This is a genomic window from Methylomonas montana (assembly GCF_030490285.1).
Classification (GTDB): Bacteria; Pseudomonadota; Gammaproteobacteria; order Methylococcales; family Methylomonadaceae; genus Methylomonas; species Methylomonas montana.
Genome location: NZ_CP129884.1, coordinates 4,454,636 through 4,475,105 on the forward strand (window position 1 = coordinate 4,454,636; position 20,470 = coordinate 4,475,105).

Sequence of the window (20,470 nt, forward strand, 5' to 3'; positions counted from 1 at the left end):
AAAATAGCGCTAATTATACCCGTGCGCATTTAATCGACGAATTTTTCTAGGACCACATCCAAAAAGTCCCAGCCTTTTTCAGAGCACATGTAAGCCAATCCTTCCCGGTGCAGTAGGCCTTGTTCCAGACACACCGATAAACCCGGCTGCAAGCTGTCCGCTGCCAGACCGGTAACCGCCAGGTAGTCCTCCAGGCTAAAACCGGTTTTTAAACGCAATTGGTTCATCACGTACTCCAAAGGCAATTGTTCGACGCTAATGGCTTCCGAATGGGAACGATCGGGTTGGCGCAGATAGTGTTCCGGGCTTCTCGGTTTAACGGTGCGGATAATATCGTGGGGCAACGCTCGGCTGATCTTGCCATGCGCGCCTGCGCCTATCCCTAAATAATCCCCAAACTGCCAGTAATTGAGATTGTGCCGGCATTGCCTGCCTGGCTTTGCATAAGCCGACACTTCGTACTGCTGGTAGCCGTGATCCGCCAATATTTGCTGGCAATGCTTTTGCGCGCCGAAAATCAAATCGTCTTCCGGCAGTTTCGGCGGAAACTTATGAAAATAAGTGTTGGGTTCTAAGGTTAACTGGTAAAAGGAAATATGGGTCGGCGCCAAGCCGATGGCGGTTTGTACATCGCTGATCGCCTCGATTTCGCTCTGATCCGGCAAGCCGAACATCAAATCCAGATTGAAATTATCGAAACCGGCCGTGACGGCAATCTCCACCGCTGCTAACGCTTCGCCGGCCGAATGTACCCGTCCTAATTTTTGCAAATGCCTATCCTGGAAACTCTGAATACCTATCGATAGCCGATTGATCCCCAGTGCCCGAAACTCATGAAATTTCGCGCTTTCAAAAGTGCCGGGATTGGCTTCCAGGGTTATTTCACAATCGGCAGCCAACGGTGCCAACTGTTTAATGCCCAGCAACAAGCGATTCAGCGCGGCTGGCGAAAACAGGCTGGGCGTACCGCCGCCCATGAAAATGCTGTTGATCGGTCGCGGAACGCCCAGCAAGCCCAAGTCCGCCCTTAAGTCTGTCAATAAGGCGTCGATATAAGCGTCTTCCGGTATCGGGTTTTTAACCGCGTGAGAATTAAAGTCGCAATACGGACATTTCTGTATACACCACGGAAAATGGATATAAAGGCTGAGCGGCAACAAACTCAACGGTCTTACCAAACGCCGGTGTTGGTCATCGAAACCCAAGGCTCCTGCGGCTCCAGCGCATCACCTTTTTGCAGCAGTTCTATCGATATTTGATCCGGCGAACGGATAAACGCCATCCAGCCGTCACGCGGCGGCCGGTTAATGGTCACGCCTTGTTTCATCAAATTTTCGCAAACCGCGTAAATATCATCCACTTCAAAAGCCAAATGGCCGAAATTGCGGCCGCCGGCATAATCCTCGGTATCCCAGTTATAGGTCAGCTCCAGCAACGGCGCGTCGGTCTCGACCGCGCCTAGTCTGTCGCCGGGAGCGGCCAGATAAACCAGCGTAAAACGGCCGGCCTCGCTGTCCATCCGCCTTACTTCGCTCAAGCCCAATTTGTTGCAATAAAAATCCAGCGACTCCTCCAGATTTTTCACGCGCACCATGGTGTGTAAATAACGCATATTTGCAGTCTCCACCGATAAAAAAGCGCAATTATGAACGAGTTTGGCTGCCGGTCATAAGTTTTGCGGCCGTTCGTGTGACCTACGCATCAATCGCCTTAAAACAGAAGCTGAAAACTTAAGCGGCTCAATGGCAGACCTGTTTGTAGCCAATTGACGAATGGCGCTTGCTTTGCGTATCCAAGACTTTTAAAGTGCCGAGCTATTTTAGCCAGTCTTGCAAGGACATTAGCATTTATGAATCACTACCCCGAAAAAAACTGCAGCATCGACCGCCTGCTGACACATCCCAAATTGGTGGCGGCGGCGCTGGCTGGCCAGAAAACTCAGCAACGCCGCGACGGATTGTATGCCTATCCGGGCGAAATCTTTATGCTGGAACAGGTGGAGTTCGAGGTGACCGATGTGGAACGCCAACGCTTGGGCGATATTAGCGATGCGGACGCCCGCGCCGAAGGTTATCCAAGTCTGGCGATGTATAAGGATTTAATTCTGAAAATGCACAGCGGCATGGAATGGAACGAAGACGGCCTGGTTTGGGTGCACAGCTTCAAGCGTCGGTAGCCGGAATAAGAATGCCTTTTTCGGCCAATTCCCGCAGGATAGTAAAGCCGTTAGTCATCAAGGCTTGCAGATCAATTTGCGGGAACTCGGCGGCCACTGCTTGCAGGCACGCTTCGCCGCTCATGGCGCCTTGATCCTGCAAGATTTGCAGCAAGCGTATGGTCAATCCGGTGGTTTTAAGAAAATGCACCTGATCCAGCTCATCGCGATAAACGATCAGACAAGTAGGCTGTTCCGGCGCCTCCAGCGGTAAAAAACCAGGGCCTATCGCTTGTACCGGATATCGGTACAGCAAAGGCCAAGCCAAGGGCGACAGGGCGATGCGCTGCCGCAACAGCTTTTCCAGAAAATCGCCGTCGCCTAAAGCCGGTGCCTCCTTGGCGATCGACAAGGCCATTTCCACCCACTCGTAATGCGCCAATTCCAGCAGAAACGGATAATCGTCCGGATTGCTGCGTTCGTTTTGCAAATACGCTAAAAACTCTTCGGCAATTTCCGAGAAATACGGGGTGTCGCAGCGATGCCGAGCGTAAAAATCCTGGGTCAACTCCAGCCATTGCCCATCGCTGAGAATAGTCCGCAACACCGGGAAGTTGCTGGCAATAAAACTGTCGATATTATTAAAAAACAACTCGCGGTACATCGCCATGCGCCGCGACTCGACATCGACGGGCGGCGGATTGCTATCCGGATCGCGGATATAAGCGGCAAACCGGCTCTGCGTGGTTTTGAAATCGACGGCCATCAAGCCACCCGTTGCTGGCGGTCGGCCGAATAATGCTGCTGAATAGCTTGGATGGTGCCCACTTCTTTTAATAATTCGGCCAGCGGCGGAATGTTGAAATCCCGTTCCAACAGGGTCGGGAACACACCGAACAATTCATAAGCCTTGCCCAATAGCGTCCAGACCGGATCGATCACCGGTGCGCCATGGGTATCGACCAGAAAATCCTCGGCTTCGACGTAGTGGCCGGCGATATGCGCATAAGCGACGCGCTCGGCAGGCATGGCCCGCAGAAAAGCTTCGGCATCGTAACCATGATTGACGCTGTTGACATAGATGTTGTTGATGTCGATCAGCACATCGCAGTCGGCTTCTGCCACCACTGTGTTGAAAAAATCGATCTCGGTCATTTCCTGGCCCGGCGCGGCATAATAGGAAATATTTTCGATAGCCATGCGCTGCTCCAGGATGTCCTGCACCCGGCGGATGCGGGCAGCGACATGTTGGGCAGCCTCTTCGGTAAACGGCATCGGCATCAGATCGTACAAATGCCCGCCGTGGCTGCAATAACTGAGATGTTCGCTGTAAAACTTGATGCCGTGTTCGTGCATGAAGGTTTTTAAATCGCGCACGAATTGCTCGTCGAGCGGATCGCTGCTGCCTATCGATAAGGACAAGCCGTGACAAACGAAATCGAAACGTTCGGTCATCGCCCGAAACTGTTTGCCGAACTTACCGCCGATGGTCATCCAGTTTTCAGGCGCCACTTCGTAAAAACCGACGTTGCCGGGGGGCTGTTCGACAATCTCGTTCAGGAACGAACGCCGCAAACCCAAGCCGGCACCGTGAACAAGATTGAGAACACTGTCCATGACTTATTCCTCCGGCGTTTCCGGCTTATGCGTAGACCGCCAAAACAGCGCCAAACCGATGACAATCAAGACCACCAGAATATAGGTTTCGTATTCCTTAATCTTACCCAAAAACGTTTCGGCCAGATCGCCGAACTCATACCCCAGATAAGCGACCGCTATCGCCCAAATCGCCGCACCGAGAAAGTTCAAAGCAAAAAACTTCAAGGGATGGATCTTGCTGGCACCGATCACGAACGGCGTGACGTTACGCACGCCGTAAAGGAAACGGAACCCAAGTATCACCGGTATCTGATGCTTGTGCAGCATCTCGAATACCTTGTCGGTTTTACTATGCCAGAGCGGTCGTTTCTCGAGGAAGGCGATGCCTTTCCAACGGCCCAAATAGAAAAAAGTCTGATCACCGGCAAATGTCCCGAGAAACGCAGTCACCATTACCCATTGCAATTCCAAGTAACCGCTGTGAGCCAAAAAGCCGGCGATAACCAGAATAGTTTCACCTTCCAGGTAAGTGCCAATAAAAAGCGCCAGATAGCCGTAATCGACGACGAGCTGCTGTAAAGCCTGAAAATCCATAGTTCGGTCTAATCGGGTATTGATAACAGGGTTAATGACCGGCGGCTTTGTCGGCGTCGACTTTGCTGCCGCAACTGCCTTCTTCGCCTTTCATCATCGCGCCACAGCTGTGTTCGCCGGCTTTTTTATCGCCACCCATCATCGCACCACAACTGCCTTCTTCGGCTTTTTTAGGCTGATCGGCATTGCCGTGTTCCATACCGCCCATTCCACCCATCATGCCCATGCCGCAGGCACCTTCCTTGCCTTTCATCATCGCGCCGCAAGAACTTTCCATGCCTTTTTTCATTTTGCCGCCGCTCATCATGCCGCCGCACATGCCTTCGCCGCAGGAACCTTCGGTTTTCTTGGCGTCGGCTTTCTTGGCTTCGCCCTTCTTAACGCCATTGGCGTCCATCGCATTGGAACCGCAGGCGCCTTGGCTGATTTTGCCGTTCGAATGATTATCGGCGACTTGCATATAGCCGCTGGACAATTCGGATAGCACAAACGGATTGGTATCGGCTTGGACATTGACAGCCATGCCGGACAAAATAGCGCTGCCCATCGCGGCGGCCAACGGAGATTTATTGAATTTTTTCATGTTGCTTATCCTCTCGTGTGTTTTTTTAATTATGAAAACCAATGCAGTGAGCTCGGCTTACGACCCAAGGTAGTCGCTCTAGTTCAGTCCTGATTATTGCATATTCAGGCTAAATTCTTTTCCTTAAATTCGCAGACATCGGCGATGCAACACGCACCACAACGCGGCTTTCTGGCCACGCAGATATAGCGGCCATGCAGAATCAGCAAATGATGCGCGTCCTTTTTGTATTGTTTGGGCACGGTTTTGTCCAGCTTTCGCTCCACTTCCAATACATTCTTGCCCGGCGCCAAACCAATACGGTTGGCAACCCGAAAAATATGGGTATCGACGGCGATGGTCGGCTGATCGAATGCGGTATTCAAAATCACATTCGCGGTCTTGCGGCCCACGCCAGCCAGTGCTTCCAGTGCCGCCCGCTCGCGCGGTACTTCGCCGCCGTGCTTTTCGAGCAAAGTCTGGCAGAGTTTTATGACATTTGCCGCCTTGCTATTGAATAAGCCGATAGTTTTGATGTGCGCCTTCAAGCCATCCTCTCCCAAGGCCAGTATTGCTTGCGGCGTATTGGCTACCGGAAACAATTTAGCAGTCGCCTTGTTGACGCCCTTATCGGTCGCTTGCGCGGACAACACTACCGCGACCAGCAATTCGAACGGCGTGCTGTAATTCAACTCAGTAGTCGGATCTGGCGTGGCGGCAGCCAGCCGCTCGAAGATAATCAGGCGTTTTTCGTTATTCATACTCTATAGGATCAGTGTATCGAAGCCGTTTTTCCATGACGGCGCCGGCTAGCCAAGTTAGTCATTAAGTTTCGCTTCGGCAAAGTCTCATCGCCGCTAATGCTGCTCAATCAAACACGGCGAGCTCCAGACACTGTTCTTCGGCGAAATATTCTTCTCAAAAAATTTAAATCTGAACCAATTAGCCGCGCATCAGGTCATTAGCTAGCACCAGGAATTGGTGCAAAAACACAATAACTTTAATTCGGGGGATTTATGAAAAAAATTACAGCTCTTACTATCAGTGCATTGCTATTCGCCAGCGCCGGCGTATTTGCCGAAGAACATGCCGCTGCGGCACTTGAACACGCTAACCAAGCCGTTACCCATGGCAAAGCCGGCCATAGTCCGGTTTTGGTGGAACATGCGGAAGCGGCGTTAACCCATGCCAAAAAAGGCGCCGAAGTCGCCAAAGGCGAGGCTAAAACCCATCTCGATGCCGGTGTAAAATCCTTGGAAAGCGCCATTGAACATGGCAAACAAGGTCATGCCGATGTCGCCACCAAAGCCGCCGAGGAAGCGGTCGGGCACATCAAAGCAGGCAATAAATAATCCCTAGACTATCAACTATTCTTGGGCGGAGTAATCCGCCGGCTCATCTTCGAGCCTGACGAAATGTCCTCTCCCGACGGGAGAGGACCCATCGGTTAAACCGAAACCTTGCCGGCAATATGCCGGTGCGCCTGATAATCGACCAACTCGAAGTCGCTAAAATCGTAGTCAAAAATGGAATCCGGCCGGCGCTTGAACCGTAACTGCGGCGGCGCCAGCGGCTGGCGGCTCAATTGCAATTCGACTTGTTCGAAATGATTGCGGTAGATATGCACATCGCCGAACGACATGATCAACTCGCCCATTTCCAATTCGCATTGCTGGGCCAGCATATGCGTCAGCAAAGCTACACTGGTCTGATTGTACGGCACGCCCAGAAAGCAATCGGCACTGCGCTGAGTCATCATGCAGGACAGTTTGCCATTGGCGACATAAAACTGATACAACACATGACAAGGCGGCAGAGCCATTCGCCCGGCGGCGGCGTTCTCGCGCGGCCCTATGGTTTCGTCCGGCAGGAAGGCCACATTCCAGCCGCTGACGATATGCCGGCGTGAATCAGGTTTATTTCGCAAGCCGTCGATCAATATCTGTATCTGATCGTAACTCGTACTGTCCGGGCCTCGCCAATTACGCCATTGCGCGCCGTACACCGGCCCCAGCTCGCCTTCCGCCGTCGCCCACTCGTCCCAAATCGTCACACCATGATCGTTCAGATATTTAATATTGGTATCGCCACGCAAGAACCACAGCAATTCGTAAGCGATGGATTTGAAATGCAGTTTTTTGGTGGTCAGCAACGGAAAACCGGCGGCCAAATCGTAACGTATCTGCCTGCCGAATACCGAGCGGGTACCGGTGCCAGTCCGGTCACGTTTGTCGATACCGTTGGCCATAATGTCGGCGAGGAGATCTAGGTAGGGCTGCATAGTTGGTCGGAATTTAAAATGGCGAGCAGTATACCGGACAGTCCGAGCGCTTTGGCATATTTGCCATATAAAATGGTGTCGCTATTACGACGGCTTAATTAGAGTCTGCTCAGAAAATATAACCCATTGATTAAGCGTAGTTATTGAGGAATTTTGGTATAATTGCTGCACGAAAAACATGCCATTAGCCTCAAAAACCGTGCAGCCATGATTCGAACCACGAGCTCAAAACAACTGACGATAGCTGAATTCGACTGGCCGTTCGAGACAGCCCTGGATAAACACAATCGCTGGGTAAAACTGAGTGAGTGCATCCCGTGGGACGAACTGGCGGAATGCTATTACCAAGGGATGAGGGCGGACCGGGGCCGGCCGTTGAAAGACGCGCGGCGCGTAATCGGCGCGGTGATCATCAAGCACAAACTGTGTTTGTCAGACGTGGAAACCGTCCAGCAAATCCAGGAAAACCCGTACCTGCAATACTTCGTCGGCTTGCCCGGCTACCAAGCGGCGGCGCCGTTTGCGCCGTCGTTATTGGTCGAAGTGCGCAAGCGCATGGGCGAAGCCGTGTTCGAAGGCTTTCACCGCGCCATCATCGAGGCGCACGAGGGGCAAAAGCCGACCCCGACCAAACTGGAAACGCCGCCGGCCGCGGCAACGCCCGCTGCGTCTGAGCCGAAGGCCGCGGCTAGCGTGACCGCGCCTGAAGCTGAGGTTCAGCCCGAGGCGGCCGAAGCGGCCTTGGATTTTGCCGATAAAGACGGTGTCCCATCGGCACCGGAGCCGGAAGCACCGGCCGCCCCGCGCGGCCAATTGATTCTGGATGCCACCGTGGTCGAACAAGCCATCCGCTTTCCCACCGATTTGAGCCTGTTGAACGAAGCGCGGGAATTAACGGAACGGATCATCGACACCCTGTGCAAGCGCCTGAAGGTCACGGACAAACCCAGGACTTATCGCCACAAAGCCCGCAGTGCGTATCTGGCCGTCGCCAAACAAAAGCGCCCCGGCCGGAAAGTGCTACGCCGAGGCATCAAGCAACAGTGGCAATATCTGCGCCGCAACCTGAGCCACATCGAACAACTCTTGGCGCCCATCCCTCAGGGTTCGCCGCTGCCGTTGCCGGGTTGGCTGCTGCATCGCTACTGGGTGATTCAGCATCTGTACCAGCAACAATGGGACATGTATCGAAACCAGACCCGCCGCTGCGACCGCCGCATCGTCAGTATCAGTCAACCCTATGTGCGGCCGATGGTGCGCGGCAAGTTGGACAAGCCGGTCGAATTCGGCGCCAAACTCAGCGTCAGCCTGAGCGGCGAAGGCCTAGCTCATGTCGATCACCTGCGATGGGATGCCTTTCACGAAGGACTGGATCTGGTCTCGCAAGTCGAAGCGTACTTGGCGCGCTACGGCCACTATCCGGAACGGGTGCTCGCCGATCCGATCTACGGCACGCGCGCCAACCGCGACTACCTGAAGCAACACGGTATCCGCTTTGCCGGCAAACCGCTCGGCCGCCCCAAACGCGAAACCGAGGCCAACCGGGAGCAACTCAAACACGACAAAGAACAGCGCCGGCAGGAATACCTGCAGCGCATCCCCATCGAAGGCAAATTCGACCAAGGTAAAAACGGCTATCGTCTCAACGACATCCGCGCCAAGCGCGCCAACACCTCGTTCGCCTGGTTCAACACCATCTTCTTGGTGATGAACCTGCTGGTCCTGCAAGGGATCTTTTTTGCCCTCGGTCAATGCCGCCTGGTCGGGTTACTGCAAATGATCGTGCGCGCCTGGAAACAAAAGATTTGGAATCTGCGCACCCATTCTAACTTGGCCGACCCGATTTGCTCGTCATTGCCACAGCTGATTTACTGAGCAGACTCTAATTAAATCTGGCCCTCCTGCCTGAAAGCACTCCACGCCGTCGCCGAAGGCTACTGAAAGCTCCGGTGCTCGGCACAGAAGATAGGCGTAACGTTATTGCGACTAAGGCGGTATTTTCTACAATTCATTAGTATTATTCTCGTATACTTTTCCAAGTAGTGCTGAATCATTGAAATAATCAAAATCGCGACAACTTAAATATTGCTTGTTGTATTCATAACTCAGTATTTGGTAAGTGTCCTAGAAAAAACGAAAGCATAATTCAGGCATTAAGACCATCAACCCCAGAATGCACCAAGCTAAAAGTTCAAACCTAGCCAAATGCACAATCACCGGCAAACCTCCACCTCAAACACCGTCCCCTTTATCGCTACCACCTTAACTTTCGCCCCCATTGGACTATCCTCGCCATGTACTTTCCAGAACGTGTCGTCAACCTTGATCTTGCCCTGGCCGTTTTCGATAGGTGCAATTAGATTAAAAGTCCGGCCGATGTATTGCGCGCCGCGCTTGTTCAATAAGGGATGATCGGTGGCCTCGACTGCGCGGGTGCGGGCATATTTACGCCAACCCAATACCGATAATACCGCCAGCAAGGAAAACAACAGCAGTTGCACATTGAACGGCGTGACCGGGATTAACAAGACTACCGCGCCGACGATAAACGCCGATACCGCCAGCCACAGGAAAAAGAAGCCGGTTACGACGATTTCCAAAGCCAAAAAGCCGACCGCCAGCACCCACCAATACCAAAACAGCACATCTTGTTCCGCCATGGCTTATCCCTTTTTGCCCAGCGCTTCTTTAGCCAGTTCGCCGATACCGCCCAGCGCGCCGATCACGCTGGAAGCTTCCAGCGGCATGAAGATCAGCTTACTGTTGTTGGCCGAGGCCACTTCTTTCAGAGACTCGATATATTTTTGGGCAACGAAGTAGTTGATGGCCTGCACATCGCCTTTGGCGATCGCTTCGGAGACCATCTGCGTCGCTCTGGCTTCGGCTTCTGCCAGCCGTTCGCGGGCTTCCGCATCGCGAAACGCGGCTTCCTTCCTGCCTTCGGCATCCAGAATCGCGCCTTGTTTCAAGCCTTCGGCTTTCAAAATTTCCGCTTGGCGCAAGCCTTCGGCTTCCAGAATCTGCGCGCGCTTTTCCCGTTCGGCTTTCATTTGCCGGGCCATGGAGTCGACCAAATCTTTGGGCGGCGCGATGTCCTTGATTTCGATCCGGGTAACTTTAATCCCCCACGGTGAGGTCGCCTCGTCGACCACGTTCAACAGGCGGGCATTGATCTCGTCACGGCGCGATAACAGTTCGTCCAGGTCCATCGATCCCATCACGGTGCGGATATTGGTCATCACCAGATTGATGATCGCCATATCCAGGTAAGTAATCTCATAAGCGGCCTTGGCGGCATCCATGATCTGGTAAAACACCACGCCGTCGACCCGGACCATGGCATTGTCTTTGGTAATCACCTCCTGCGAAGGCACATCCAGCACTTGCTCCATCATATTCAGCTTGCGGCCGATGCGATCGATGATCGGCATGATGATGTTAAGGCCCGGAGTCAACGTATTGGTGTATTTACCAAAACGCTCGACGGTGTATTCCATGCCTTGCGGCACGGACTTGACGCTCATGAACACCATCAAAATGGCGAACACCAACAACACTGTTACGAATAAACCAAAGCCGCCCATAGCGCCTCCTAAATGGTGAATATGAATTGTTTATTGCCAACGGTCACGTCGCTAATAATAATGTATGTCTCTTTAACTTGCTGGAAACAGGGTTCCGATTCATGAATACTTTGATCTACTACAGTTTTAACGTGATGATATTGGCGGTGGTTATATTGATCGTCGGTCTGATCAAGCCCAAGTGGATACTGCTGTGGATGGACAAACCCGGCCGCTTGCCTGTCATGGCCATTGCCGGCGCTATTTTCATGGCCGGCGCGGTGATGTTCGGCGAAGGCAATAAACAGTTGCAACAGCAAAAAACCGAACAAGCCCAGAAAGCTCCGCAAAAACCGGGTGCCGAGGTGCCGGATTTACATTGATAGCCCGTAGCTTTTAAACGCGCAGGCCGGCGATCAGGGTTTTTAAGGCCTGCAAATCGTTTGCTTGGGCGAGGGATTCATAGCGCAAACGCACAAAAATAGCGGTAATCCGTTCGATCTGCTCCGCCAAATCCGGGCGCAGGCTTTTGGCGCGTTCCGCCAAGGTGTTGGGGCCGTCGCCCACAGCAATGTCAATACCGGCCTTGCTCAGCTTACGACAAAACTGCCGGTACAGCCGCAGTGCCGGATCGCTACGCCGGCGGCCGGGCCGTAACAAACGCCAGGCCAATAAGCCACCGATCAAACCGATGCTTGCCAGTAAGCAATAGCCTAGCTTGACAAAATTATCGATGCCCAGGCTCTGCAAAAACGCGCGCTGATTGACCGTATCGTAGTTAATAATCCAGCGCTGCCAGTTGTAATCAATACTTTGCCAGAGTTGCCGGCTGCGTTGCAGCCAGGACAAAGTTTCGGCATCGAGTTGCACCCGGCTGAAATTGACCGCGCCGCTGGCGATCTGCAAGTCCACGTTGACGCCCTGCTCGACTCGTTCCGGGGCAATGGCGGCGGTCGGGTCGAATCGGACCCAGCCACGCCCTTCCAGCCAGGCTTCCGCCCAGGCATGGGCATTGGCTTGTCTGATCTCCAGAAAGCCGCCGAGATGGTTAAGCTGCCCGCCTTGATAGCCGCCCACCACTCGCGCCGGTATTTCCGCCACTCGCAGCAAATAGACAAACGCCGTCGCGTAGTGACTGCAAAAACCGGCGCGGCGCTCGAACAGAAAAGTCTCGATGGGGCGGTCCGGCATGGGCTCAGGGCTTAAGGTGTAATGAAAATTTTCCTGCCGGAAATATTGCAACAGATTGCCGATGAACGCTTCCGGCTTGGTTTGATTGCCTTGTAATTGCTTGACCAGTTCCAGGGTTTTTTCCGAGGGCTTGTCGGGTAGTTGCAAGCTTTCCCGCCGTTCTGTCTTGCTGATGTCGCCGGTATTGTAAGCGGGTGAGGAAGAAATTCGATACTCAGCCCGGTCGCCGGGATTTTTGTTGGTGATCAGCTGATACAGACCATTGCGGCGCAAGCCCGTTGGAAACTGAGTGGACATATCCAGCGCAAACACCCAGCGCTGTCTTTGCGGCTCCATCATCAGCGTGTAGTCGTAAGCCTGGCCTTCGAAAACCGGTTGGTCCGGGTTGTTTTCCCGGCCCAAATCCGGCGGCGCCTTCCAGCGCACACCGTCAGTATTGGCATAGACCGGCCCCCGCCAATACAGTTGCGATGGCGGCGGCAAGTCGCCGTCGAACTTGACCCTGAACACCAGCTCCGGCGACAGGCTCAATTCGGCGATGGCACCGGGTTCCAAGGTGTTGCTGAGACCGCTCTTAGCGTGGTTCTCATCGTCCAGCCAGCTCCAGCGCGGCGCTTCCAAGCGCGGAAACAACACGAATAACACTAAGGCCAGCGGCAGGCTTTGCAGGATAATCGTCGCCGAGGTCTTCAATGCCGCCAGAGTTTGGGGCGCCTGGCTGTTCTGGGTAATCAAGGTCGCTAACAGCACCCCGCAGACCAGTAGAATGTAAAGCGCCATTAAAATGCTTTCTTCGTAAAGAAACTGGGTGGCGGCAACGATGAACGCCAAATAAACGATCACATACACATCACGCTTGCCGTGAATTTCCAGCAGCTTCAAGCCCAGCGCCACCACGAACAAACCGGTGCCGGCATCGCGGCCGAACACGGCATGTTGTTGTGTGTACAACAGGCCGATGCCGCTCAGCATTAACACAAACACCCCAATACGGTTCGGTAAGTATTTTGGCTGCCAAATCCCAAGCAAACGCCAGATCAGCATCAGCATGAAAAAGCCGAACAACAAGGGCGGAATATGCCAGGCATGCGGTAGCGTGATCAATCCTATCGATCCGAGCAGAAACAACAGCAAGCGTACGGAAAGCGGATTGGACATGTTCAAAACAGCGCCAGGGCTTGCAGACATTGCCGATAATGCCCGGCACCGTTATTCGGCGGCAGGCGCTGGCTCGGCAGGATTAGGCCGTAACGCAATCCGGCCTGCTCGGCATCCACCACCCAACGGCATAACTGACTCAGACGCTCTTCCAACTGATGGCCGGGCGCGGACTGAAAATCCAGCCACAATTCGCTAGTGCTGGCGCCGCTGTATTGCTTGCTATGCACGCCCTGGCCTTTGGCAAAGGCTTTCCAATGAATTTGCCGGATCGCATCGCCCTGCTGGTAAGCTCTTAAACCGTAAAATTCGTCTCCATTCCGGCGGTTTTGACCCTGTTTGCCCTGTCCGCCGTCACTTTCCGGAAACGGCAATAGTTGGCTGGCCGGTTTGGGATATACCAGCAACGGGCTATCGAATCGCAACGGCGCCCAAGCGCGAAACAAACCCAAGGGATAAGCGCTGGAAATAGTCAGCGTGTCCGGCAGTTGCCAACCACGGCGTTGCGTGACTTGATACAGCGTCACAGTTTGGCTTTGCTCGGCAGCCAAGCTTAACGACAGTTCAGTTTGTAACGCCAATGCCAAGGCAAAGCGCGGCTGCGAACTAGGATTGGCTATCTGAAAATTAAATGGGCCGGCTTGGCCGGCAAACACCGCTTGCTGACGACCGGGCTGCACCACTAAACCAGCCAACGATTTGAAGCTGTGCAGGATAGTCACGAAAAAAATACTAGCCAACAAAAAACCCAGTAAATAAGCCAGATTGTTGTTGTAGACAAAACCAATCAGCAACAGCAGTAAAATCAACAGCACAAAAAACAGACCGCGCCGAGTCGGCAAAATGAACACCCGGCGCTGATTCAAGGTGACAGGCCCGGCGGCTGGCGCCTCGCCGCGAATAAAGCGCGACAGTTTAAAACGCTGGGTTAACGATAAAGCCGTTTCGCTCAAAGGACGGGCACGTGTTCAAGTATGGGCGCAACGATCACCGCCGAATCGCTGGCGCCGACATTCAAGCGATGTCCGGCTACTGCCGGCAAAACCGCTTGCAGGTCTTCCGGCAACACTGCCTGGCGTTTGTCGATAAAGGCCCAAGCCTTGGCGGCAGCCAGCAGGCCCAGACCGGCACGCGGCGACAGGCCGCTGGCATAATCGGCGGACTGCCGACTATAGGCCAGGATGGCTTGCAGATAATCCAGTAAGGCCGGCGACACGTACACCTCGGCGGCGGCCTGTTGCAGGCTGGCCAATTGTGCGGGCTGTAAAGCCACCGGCAGATTCTCGATCAAGACATGCCGAGGCTGGCCGCTTAACAACTCGCGCTCGGCCAAAGGACTGGGGTAACCCAGCTCGATGCGCATCAAAAACCGGTCAACTTGCGACTCCGGCAATGGAAAGGTGCCAATTTGATGAGCGGGATTTTGGGTGGCGATCACAAAAAACGGTTGCGGCAATGGATAAGTACGGCCTTCAACGGTAACCTGGCGCTCTTCCATCGCTTCCAATAGGGCGCTTTGCGCTTTGGGTGTGGCTCGATTGATTTCGTCTGCCAGAATCATTTGTTTAAAAACCGGCCCAGGATGGAAGCTGAACACTTGTTGGTGGGCATCGAACACCGTGGAACCGACGATGTCGGCCGGCAGAATATCGCTGGTAAATTGAATCCGCTGATACTCCAGGCCAAACAAGCGCGCCAGCGTATGCGACAAAGTAGTTTTGCCGACACCGGGAATATCCTCGATCAGCAAATGGCCTTTGGCCAGCAAGCAACACACCGCCAGCCGAATTTGTTGTTGTTTACCGAGAATGATTTGATTGGCGGCGGCTAGTAAATGATCGAGAGCAAGGTCCATTGTGCAAAAGACAAAAAATGTGAATGGGTTCGAGTATAGATCAGCTTGGTTGCGCCTGCCATCGGCTTCATTGTATAAACCTAAAGATTAGACACCCGGTCCGATGTGGCCCGTTAAACAGACCCATGCAGCCCCGCTGCGGAGATTGTCATGAAAGAGTATGAAGAAGTTCGCGACCAGTTATTGAATATGCTGGAAGAATTGGACGATAGGCTGGGGAAAATCACCGACGACGTCAAACACACCGACAACCCGCTGACTCAGGACTTTTCCGAACAAGCAACCGAAACCGAAAACGACGAAGTATTGGATGCGCTGGGCAATGCCGCCCGCGATGAAGTCGAGAAAATCAAGCAAGCCATCTCGCGAATCGACGCCGGCACCTACGGCATCTGCCTGGGCTGCGGCGAGCCGATTAAAAAAGAACGCCTGGCCGTATTGCCTTACGCCAATCTGTGCATCCGTTGCGCCGAACGCAGCAGCCCACACCATTAGTAGCGCCCGCTATCTGCACGGTAAGGAGCCACAACAATGCGGCGCGCCGATTAAGCCCGCCTGTTTTAATTTGTGTACTATCCTTGCCGACGATCATTCCTTTTATCGCTGGGACATAAACCATGGATATTGCCGAACTGTTGACCTTTTCCGTCAAAAACAAAGCCTCAGACTTGCATCTTTCCGCCGGCCTGCCACCGATGATTCGGGTGGATGGCGACATCCGCCGCATTAATATCCCGGCCTTGAATCACAAGGAAGTCCACGCGCTGATTTACGACATCATGAACGACAAGCAGCGCCGTGATTACGAGGAATTTCTGGAAACCGACTTTTCCTTCGCCTTGCCCGGCGTGGCCCGTTTCCGGGTGAACGCTTTCAATCAGGATAGAGGCGCCGGCGCGGTGTTCAGGACCATTCCCTCGAAAGTGCTGACGCTGGAAGACCTGAACGCCCCCAAGTTTTTTGCGGAACTTTGCACAAAACCGCGCGGACTGATTCTGGTCACCGGCCCGACCGGTTCCGGTAAATCGACCACACTGGCGGCGATGGTGAATCATATCAACAACAATGATTACGCCCATATTCTCACCGTCGAAGATCCCATCGAGTTTGTACACGAAAGCCAAAAATGCCTGATCAACCAGCGTGAAGTGCATAGAGACACGCTGGGCTTCAACGAAGCCTTGCGCTCGGCTTTGCGGGAAGATCCTGACATCATTCTGGTCGGCGAGATGCGTGACCTGGAAACTATCCGGTTGGCCCTGACCGCCGCAGAAACCGGTCACTTGGTGTTCGGCACCCTGCACACCACCTCGGCCGCGAAAACCATAGACCGGATCATCGACGTGTTTCCGGCCGCCGAAAAAGACATGATTCGGGCTATGCTGTCCGAGTCCCTGCAAGCGGTTATCTCGCAAACGCTTTTGAAAAAAGTCGGCGGTGGCCGGATCGCCGCGCACGAAATCATGGTCGGCACCCCGGCGATTCGCAACTTGATCCGCGAAGCCAAGGTCGCGCAAATGTATTCGGCTATCCAAACCGGCCGCAAGGACGGTATGCAGACCCTGGATCAAAACCTGAAGGAATTGGTCGATAGAGGCCAGATCACCGCTAAAGCCGCGATGACCAGAGCTGTCAACAAAGATATGTTCCGTTAATTAAGGAGGCATCATGGACTTTAAAGCCCTACTGGCCCTGATGGTTGAAAAGAAAGCATCCGACCTGTTCATTACCGCCGGCCGGCCGCCTTCCTTTAAAATCGATGGCAGAATCGTCGAGGTCTCGAAAACGCTACTGACCGAGGAGCAGACCTTGGCTCTGGTGAATAGCATCATGTCGCAACGGCAACGCGACGAATTTGAGAATACCAAGGAATGTCAGTTTGCCTTGAGCGTCCATGAGCTGGGCCGGTTCCGGGTCAGCGCGTTCACCCAGCGCGATGCGGCCGGCATGGTGCTGAGACGCATCGAAACCACTATTCCCACGTCTGAAGATCTGCACTTGCCGCCGGTATTGAAAGAACTGATCATGCAAAAACGCGGCCTAGTCATCTTTGTCGGTGCGACCGGCACCGGTAAATCGACCTCGCTGGCTGCGTTGATCCGCCACCGCAACGAAAACAGTAGCGGCCATATCATCTCCATCGAAGACCCGATCGAGTTCATGCATCCGCACAAGGGTTGCATCATCACCCAGCGTGAAGTCGGACTGGACACCGAGTCGTTCGAAGTCGCGCTGAAAAACACCCTGCGGCAAGCGCCGGACGTGATTCTGATCGGTGAGGTTAGAAGCCGGGAAACCATGCAGCACGCCATTACCTTTGCCGAAACCGGCCATCTGTGCGTTTGCACCTTGCATGCCAATAACGCCAACCAGGCCTTGGACAGGATTCTGCATTTCTTCCCGGACGAGATGCACGGCCAGTTGTTCATGGATTTATCGTTAAACCTGCGCGGCATCGTCGCGCAACAGCTGATCAAGCGCGCCGACGGCAAGGGCCGCTATCCCGCCATCGAAATTCTGCTGAATACTCCCCTGGTAGGGGATTTGATCCGCAAGGGCGAAGTGCATAAGCTGAAAGAGTTGATGAAAAACTCCCGTGAGCACGGCATGCAGACTTTCGATCAGGCGCTTTACGATCTGTATGTGGCCGGCAAAATCAGTTACGATGATGCGCTACAATCTGCCGATTCTCGTAACGAAGTCCGGTTGATGATCAAACTTGGCGCCGAGAACGCTCAGTTCGACAACTCCGAAATGAAATTGACCGACGATCCTGACGAGGGCACCAATCTGTATAACACGCCGAGGTAACCGTTCGCTTGCAAAAACCTAGTTCCAGACACTTCGTCAAACTGTCCCTATTCATCGCCCTGCTGAGCGGTTGCGCCACGCAACCGCCGGCCGAGCGCAACCCCAGCAATTGGGCCAAAAATCCCACGCAACAAACCGCTCCCAGCCAGTCGCGCACCGCTAATCCCGACCTGCGGCCGTTCGCCAGCGTCGGCGGCTATCATGCTTCGATCGTGAGCGGCGATTACGCCGGCTATCCGGCTCTGAATCAGTTCATCGAGCAGATGGTACAGAAGCACGGCTTCAGCCGCGAGTATCTGCAAGGCTTGTTTTCCGTTGCTAAACGCAAGCAGTGGACGCTGGATTATCTGGCCAAATCCGACCAGGGCCTAAAAGGCAAGCCCAGCAAAGGCGGTTGGACCCGCTACCGCGCGCAGTTTCTGGACGACCGCCATATCGACGCCGGGGTGAGTTTCTGGCGAAAATATCAGCCCTCTCTGCAACGGGCCAGCCGGCAATACGGGGTGCCGGCCGAATACATTCTAGGCATCATGGCCGTAGAAACCACCTTCGGCAGCTTCGTTGGCAACCATAAAATCATCGATGCGCTGACCACTTTGGGATTCGATTACCAGCGGCGTGGCGAGTATTTCCGCAGTGAACTGGAAAACTTTCTGGTGATGAGCCGCACTGAAGGTCTCGATCCCGGCAAGCCGGTCGGCTCATTTGCGGGCGCGATGGGTTTGGGCCAGTTCATGCCCAGCAGCTTTTTACAATGGGCGGTGGATTTTAACGGCGACGGCCGCCGCGATCTGTGGAATCCGGAAGATGCCATCGGCAGCGTGGCGAATTATTTTGCGCAACACGGCTGGCAACAAGGCCAGCCGATCGTCTCGGCAACGCGCGGCAGTTATAGCGGCATAGACAGCCTGGAACCCGGCGCAGACCATGCTTACCCTCTCAGCACCCTAACCCAAGCCGGTATCGAACCTGCCGTTCCATGCAATTGCGATTATCCGCTACGCTTGTTATTGCTCAGGCATCAAAGCAATGACGAATACTTGCTTGGGCATCCCAATTTTTATGTGATCACCCGCTATAACCAGAGCACGCATTATGCGATGGCAGTACATGAATTGGCGTTGGCGATTAAGAGTGGGTATCAGAGGGTGGCTGTTAATCGGTCTGATGCTGGGTAAGGTTGGTTTTTGTGTCGCTGATGCGACGGCTGGTTTTAATGTCGGGTCTCGGCCCGACAGCCGAGTAACTTTTCTTTGTTTGGCCAAAGAAAAGTCACCAAAAGAAACGCCACCCGGATGCCGCTTATTCCCTGCGCTCCTCACTTTTGAACGGGGTTGCCTGAAGGGGCTTCCCAGCCCCTGCATGCAACGCGCCGCATCCCTGCGGCGCCCCTTGCGGGCTGAGCCGTTCAAAAGCTCCGGTGCTCGGCGCGGCATACGGGAGAAAACCCACCGGGGAATTGAAATTCAATCAGCTAGATCATTATGATGCTGCCGAAGTAAGGAGGCGCATCGTTCGCGATCGATGCGCTTCACTTCGTTCAGCACATCCTACGGTCCTTTTTTGGAGCCGCATCGCGACTTCCTTAAGGGTATCAGCCAAACTGGTGCGGTACGTATCTGGGCAAGTTCCCACAGCAACCGAAATTTTGCATTCGAGCTATCGCTAGGTATGCTCGCATGTCTAGCATCGCTTGGCGCAACGTTCGTTCACGATCTATATCAGGGGGCGTATAGTGATCCCTAACATGGCGATCAACCGGAGCGCGGTTGCAATGCGGTTTTTATTATTAAGCTTTCCGGGCCGCGCTCGGTTAGCTTTACGTTGGGCGACATATGCGAACAGTCATTATCGGAAATAGTGGGAGCGGTAAAACTTGGTTGGCAAAGCGCCTCGCCGAGAAAAAGGCCACGCCAATGGTGCACCTGGACGACATATTTTGGCTTCCTGGTGGGTTCAATGAAATGCGTGATCCAGCGGAAGTTTCGCGCATCATTGACACCGCGAGCGCGACGAAAAACTGGATTGTTGAAGGTGTCTATGGAAACTTGGCACAACAGTTTTTGCCCTCGGCCAGCACACTTATTTGGCTTGAGTTGCCTTGGGTTGTTTGCCAGCAGAGGTTGGCGTTGCGCGGTTTAGAAAGCAAAGCACATATGGGCCGCGAGCAGTCCGAGGCAGGCCTACGCGAACTCGTTCAGTGGGCAGAAAACTATTCCTCTCGTCAGGGCTCAAGCGGCCATGCAGCACATCTTTCCTTGTTCGAATCTTTCAACGGGCAACGCCTTAGGCTTTGCTCAGAATCACAAGTTCTGGAGTACCTAAATGCCGCCTAACCCTTCATTCAATGGGATGCCTAACGGTGCCCGTTAATTATCTCATTCCCGCGCGCCGCGTGGGAATGCAAACCAGCCGCGCTGCGGTCAGCTAAAACCAATCCCGATAGACCGGCAATAATCCTTCCTGCCCCGCATAATTCCGGGCACTCGAATAACGCCAATGTTCCGGTAAATCAACATAACCGCGTTTGACCGGATTCAGGTGAATGTAATCCAATTTCTGCCGCAAGACCTCGGGACTATCGATCATCTGCGGATGACTACCTTCTTCCCACAACTGATAATCCCGATCAGTTTTATGCGCCTTGCGGAACCAGCGCTGTAGCCTCTGGAACCGACATATAAATAAGTTTTCGCAATAT

At 53.8% G+C, this 20,470-nt stretch carries 22 protein-coding genes and 1 pseudogene; 9 read left to right on the forward strand and 14 right to left on the reverse strand.

Annotated elements, in window-relative coordinates:
* Positions 1 to 29: 29 nt before the first annotated feature.
* Positions 30 to 1,205: a radical SAM family heme chaperone HemW gene (gene hemW / locus QZJ86_RS20610; protein ID WP_301935460.1), complete on the reverse strand. Its 1,176-nt coding sequence runs from the start codon at positions 1,203 to 1,205 to the stop codon at positions 30 to 32.
* Entirely contained in the window at positions 1,172 to 1,612 is a 441-nt protein-coding gene (locus QZJ86_RS20615) for a VOC family protein (RefSeq protein ID WP_301935461.1), read from the reverse strand. The genes hemW and QZJ86_RS20615 overlap by 34 nt, the downstream gene beginning before the upstream one ends.
* 237 nt (positions 1,613 to 1,849) lie before the next feature.
* Here QZJ86_RS20615 and QZJ86_RS20620 point away from each other — a divergent pair, with 237 nt between their 5' ends.
* Positions 1,850 to 2,176, forward strand: coding sequence for an ASCH domain-containing protein (locus tag QZJ86_RS20620; RefSeq protein WP_301935462.1), 327 nt, complete (start codon positions 1,850 to 1,852; stop codon positions 2,174 to 2,176).
* Here the strand turns inward: QZJ86_RS20620 and QZJ86_RS20625 are convergent.
* The 5 genes from QZJ86_RS20625 to nth form a co-directional block, all read right to left on the reverse strand.
* Positions 2,163 to 2,921: an HvfC family RiPP maturation protein gene (locus QZJ86_RS20625; RefSeq protein WP_301935463.1), complete on the reverse strand. Its 759-nt coding sequence runs from the start codon at positions 2,919 to 2,921 to the stop codon at positions 2,163 to 2,165. The genes QZJ86_RS20620 and QZJ86_RS20625 overlap by 14 nt on opposite strands.
* Positions 2,921 to 3,772: an HvfB family MNIO-type RiPP peptide maturase gene (locus QZJ86_RS20630; protein WP_301935464.1), complete on the reverse strand. Its 852-nt coding sequence runs from the start codon at positions 3,770 to 3,772 to the stop codon at positions 2,921 to 2,923. Before QZJ86_RS20630 ends, QZJ86_RS20625 begins: the two co-directional genes overlap by 1 nt.
* 3 nt (positions 3,773 to 3,775) lie before the next feature.
* Positions 3,776 to 4,348 carry a DedA family protein gene (locus tag QZJ86_RS20635; protein WP_301935465.1) on the reverse strand — a complete coding sequence of 191 codons (573 nt, stop codon included), beginning with the start codon at positions 4,346 to 4,348 and terminating at the stop codon, positions 3,776 to 3,778.
* 31 nt (positions 4,349 to 4,379) lie between these two features.
* Positions 4,380 to 4,931: a hypothetical protein gene (locus QZJ86_RS20640; protein ID WP_301935466.1), complete on the reverse strand. Its 552-nt coding sequence runs from the start codon at positions 4,929 to 4,931 to the stop codon at positions 4,380 to 4,382.
* A 104-nt stretch (positions 4,932 to 5,035) separates the two neighbouring features.
* Positions 5,036 to 5,671, reverse strand: coding sequence for an endonuclease III (nth, locus tag QZJ86_RS20645; protein WP_301935467.1), 636 nt, complete (start codon positions 5,669 to 5,671; stop codon positions 5,036 to 5,038).
* 255 nt (positions 5,672 to 5,926) lie between these two features.
* Here nth and smbP point away from each other — a divergent pair, with 255 nt between their 5' ends.
* Positions 5,927 to 6,262 (forward strand): small metal-binding protein SmbP, encoded by a 336-nt coding sequence (smbP, locus tag QZJ86_RS20650; protein ID WP_301935468.1) that lies wholly within the window; start codon positions 5,927 to 5,929, stop codon positions 6,260 to 6,262.
* Between the two features lie 95 nt (positions 6,263 to 6,357).
* On the opposite strand, the gene QZJ86_RS20655 is transcribed toward smbP, so the two are convergent.
* On the reverse strand, positions 6,358 to 7,191 hold the full coding sequence (locus QZJ86_RS20655) for a thymidylate synthase (protein ID WP_301935469.1): 834 nt from the start codon (positions 7,189 to 7,191) through the stop codon (positions 6,358 to 6,360).
* Positions 7,192 to 7,398: 207 nt separating this feature from the next.
* Here QZJ86_RS20655 and QZJ86_RS20660 point away from each other — a divergent pair, with 207 nt between their 5' ends.
* Positions 7,399 to 9,066 (forward strand): IS5 family transposase, encoded by a 1,668-nt coding sequence (locus QZJ86_RS20660; RefSeq protein ID WP_301935396.1) that lies wholly within the window; start codon positions 7,399 to 7,401, stop codon positions 9,064 to 9,066.
* 338 nt (positions 9,067 to 9,404) lie between these two features.
* Here QZJ86_RS20660 and QZJ86_RS20665 read toward each other — a convergent pair whose 3' ends face one another.
* On the reverse strand, positions 9,405 to 9,851 hold the full coding sequence (locus tag QZJ86_RS20665; RefSeq protein WP_301935470.1) for an NfeD family protein: 447 nt from the start codon (positions 9,849 to 9,851) through the stop codon (positions 9,405 to 9,407).
* A 3-nt stretch (positions 9,852 to 9,854) separates the two neighbouring features.
* Complete coding sequence (locus QZJ86_RS20670) at positions 9,855 to 10,775, reverse strand: SPFH domain-containing protein (protein ID WP_301935471.1); 921 nt, start codon at positions 10,773 to 10,775, stop codon at positions 9,855 to 9,857.
* Positions 10,776 to 10,876: 101 nt separating this feature from the next.
* Between QZJ86_RS20670 and QZJ86_RS20675 the strand changes: the two genes are divergently transcribed.
* A complete protein-coding gene (locus tag QZJ86_RS20675) occupies positions 10,877 to 11,137 on the forward strand; it encodes a hypothetical protein (protein WP_301935472.1) in 261 nt (86 codons plus the stop codon).
* A gap of 13 nt (positions 11,138 to 11,150) precedes the next feature.
* Here the strand turns inward: QZJ86_RS20675 and QZJ86_RS20680 are convergent, their stop codons facing one another.
* The 3 genes from QZJ86_RS20680 to QZJ86_RS20690 are packed head-to-tail and all read right to left on the reverse strand — an operon-like array spanning position 11,151 to position 14,958.
* Positions 11,151 to 13,103: a transglutaminase TgpA family protein gene (locus QZJ86_RS20680; RefSeq protein ID WP_301935473.1), complete on the reverse strand. Its 1,953-nt coding sequence runs from the start codon at positions 13,101 to 13,103 to the stop codon at positions 11,151 to 11,153.
* Positions 13,104 to 13,105: 2 nt separating this feature from the next.
* Entirely contained in the window at positions 13,106 to 14,056 is a 951-nt protein-coding gene (locus QZJ86_RS20685; protein WP_301935474.1) for a DUF58 domain-containing protein, read from the reverse strand.
* Complete coding sequence (locus QZJ86_RS20690; protein ID WP_301935475.1) at positions 14,053 to 14,958, reverse strand: AAA family ATPase; 906 nt, start codon at positions 14,956 to 14,958, stop codon at positions 14,053 to 14,055. The genes QZJ86_RS20685 and QZJ86_RS20690 overlap by 4 nt, the downstream gene beginning before the upstream one ends.
* A 150-nt stretch (positions 14,959 to 15,108) precedes the next feature.
* On the opposite strand from QZJ86_RS20690, the gene QZJ86_RS20695 reads away from it, so the two are divergent.
* The 5 genes from QZJ86_RS20695 (at position 15,109) to QZJ86_RS20715 (ending at position 20,105) form a co-directional block, all read left to right on the forward strand.
* Positions 15,109 to 15,453: a TraR/DksA family transcriptional regulator gene (locus tag QZJ86_RS20695; RefSeq protein ID WP_301935476.1), complete on the forward strand. Its 345-nt coding sequence runs from the start codon at positions 15,109 to 15,111 to the stop codon at positions 15,451 to 15,453.
* Positions 15,454 to 15,575: 122 nt separating this feature from the next.
* A complete protein-coding gene (locus QZJ86_RS20700) occupies positions 15,576 to 16,613 on the forward strand; it encodes a type IV pilus twitching motility protein PilT (RefSeq protein ID WP_301935477.1) in 1,038 nt (345 codons plus the stop codon).
* Between the two features lie 13 nt (positions 16,614 to 16,626).
* Positions 16,627 to 17,769, forward strand: a complete 1,143-nt coding sequence (locus QZJ86_RS20705) for a PilT/PilU family type 4a pilus ATPase (protein ID WP_301935478.1) — start codon at positions 16,627 to 16,629, stop codon at positions 17,767 to 17,769.
* Between the two features lie 8 nt (positions 17,770 to 17,777).
* The gene (mltB, locus tag QZJ86_RS20710; RefSeq protein WP_301935479.1) at positions 17,778 to 18,947 is read left to right on the forward strand and encodes a lytic murein transglycosylase B; all 1,170 of its coding nucleotides are present in this window, start codon (positions 17,778 to 17,780) and stop codon (positions 18,945 to 18,947) included.
* Positions 18,948 to 19,604: 657 nt separating this feature from the next.
* Positions 19,605 to 20,105, forward strand: a complete 501-nt coding sequence (locus QZJ86_RS20715) for a P-loop NTPase family protein (protein WP_301935480.1) — start codon at positions 19,605 to 19,607, stop codon at positions 20,103 to 20,105.
* Positions 20,106 to 20,196: 91 nt separating this feature from the next.
* Here the strand turns inward: QZJ86_RS20715 and QZJ86_RS20720 are convergent.
* Positions 20,197 to 20,427 (reverse strand): annotated as a pseudogene (locus QZJ86_RS20720) (REP-associated tyrosine transposase); the annotation flags it as partial.
* Between the last annotated feature and the right edge of the window lie 43 nt (positions 20,428 to 20,470).

What these genes read in the sequence shown, in the direction of transcription:
- QZJ86_RS20615 (WP_301935461.1), bottom strand. Translation starts at nt 1,612, where the DNA reads ATGCGTTATTTACACACCATGGTGCGCGTGAAAAATCTGGAGGAGTCG.
- QZJ86_RS20620 (WP_301935462.1), top strand. Translation starts at nt 1,850, where the DNA reads ATGAATCACTACCCCGAAAAAAACTGCAGCATCGACCGCCTGCTGACA.
- QZJ86_RS20625 (WP_301935463.1), bottom strand. Translation starts at nt 2,921, where the DNA reads ATGGCCGTCGATTTCAAAACCACGCAGAGCCGGTTTGCCGCTTATATC.
- QZJ86_RS20630 (WP_301935464.1), bottom strand. Translation starts at nt 3,772, where the DNA reads ATGGACAGTGTTCTCAATCTTGTTCACGGTGCCGGCTTGGGTTTGCGG.
- QZJ86_RS20635 (WP_301935465.1), bottom strand. Translation starts at nt 4,348, where the DNA reads ATGGATTTTCAGGCTTTACAGCAGCTCGTCGTCGATTACGGCTATCTG.
- QZJ86_RS20640 (WP_301935466.1), bottom strand. Translation starts at nt 4,931, where the DNA reads ATGAAAAAATTCAATAAATCTCCGTTGGCCGCCGCGATGGGCAGCGCT.
- nth (WP_301935467.1), bottom strand. Translation starts at nt 5,671, where the DNA reads ATGAATAACGAAAAACGCCTGATTATCTTCGAGCGGCTGGCTGCCGCC.
- smbP (WP_301935468.1), top strand. Translation starts at nt 5,927, where the DNA reads ATGAAAAAAATTACAGCTCTTACTATCAGTGCATTGCTATTCGCCAGC.
- QZJ86_RS20655 (WP_301935469.1), bottom strand. Translation starts at nt 7,191, where the DNA reads ATGCAGCCCTACCTAGATCTCCTCGCCGACATTATGGCCAACGGTATC.
- QZJ86_RS20660 (WP_301935396.1), top strand. Translation starts at nt 7,399, where the DNA reads ATGATTCGAACCACGAGCTCAAAACAACTGACGATAGCTGAATTCGAC.
- QZJ86_RS20665 (WP_301935470.1), bottom strand. Translation starts at nt 9,851, where the DNA reads ATGGCGGAACAAGATGTGCTGTTTTGGTATTGGTGGGTGCTGGCGGTC.
- QZJ86_RS20670 (WP_301935471.1), bottom strand. Translation starts at nt 10,775, where the DNA reads ATGGGCGGCTTTGGTTTATTCGTAACAGTGTTGTTGGTGTTCGCCATT.
- QZJ86_RS20675 (WP_301935472.1), top strand. Translation starts at nt 10,877, where the DNA reads ATGAATACTTTGATCTACTACAGTTTTAACGTGATGATATTGGCGGTG.
- QZJ86_RS20680 (WP_301935473.1), bottom strand. Translation starts at nt 13,103, where the DNA reads ATGTCCAATCCGCTTTCCGTACGCTTGCTGTTGTTTCTGCTCGGATCG.
- QZJ86_RS20690 (WP_301935475.1), bottom strand. Translation starts at nt 14,958, where the DNA reads ATGGACCTTGCTCTCGATCATTTACTAGCCGCCGCCAATCAAATCATT.
- QZJ86_RS20695 (WP_301935476.1), top strand. Translation starts at nt 15,109, where the DNA reads ATGAAAGAGTATGAAGAAGTTCGCGACCAGTTATTGAATATGCTGGAA.
- QZJ86_RS20700 (WP_301935477.1), top strand. Translation starts at nt 15,576, where the DNA reads ATGGATATTGCCGAACTGTTGACCTTTTCCGTCAAAAACAAAGCCTCA.
- QZJ86_RS20705 (WP_301935478.1), top strand. Translation starts at nt 16,627, where the DNA reads ATGGACTTTAAAGCCCTACTGGCCCTGATGGTTGAAAAGAAAGCATCC.
- QZJ86_RS20715 (WP_301935480.1), top strand. Translation starts at nt 19,605, where the DNA reads ATGCGAACAGTCATTATCGGAAATAGTGGGAGCGGTAAAACTTGGTTG.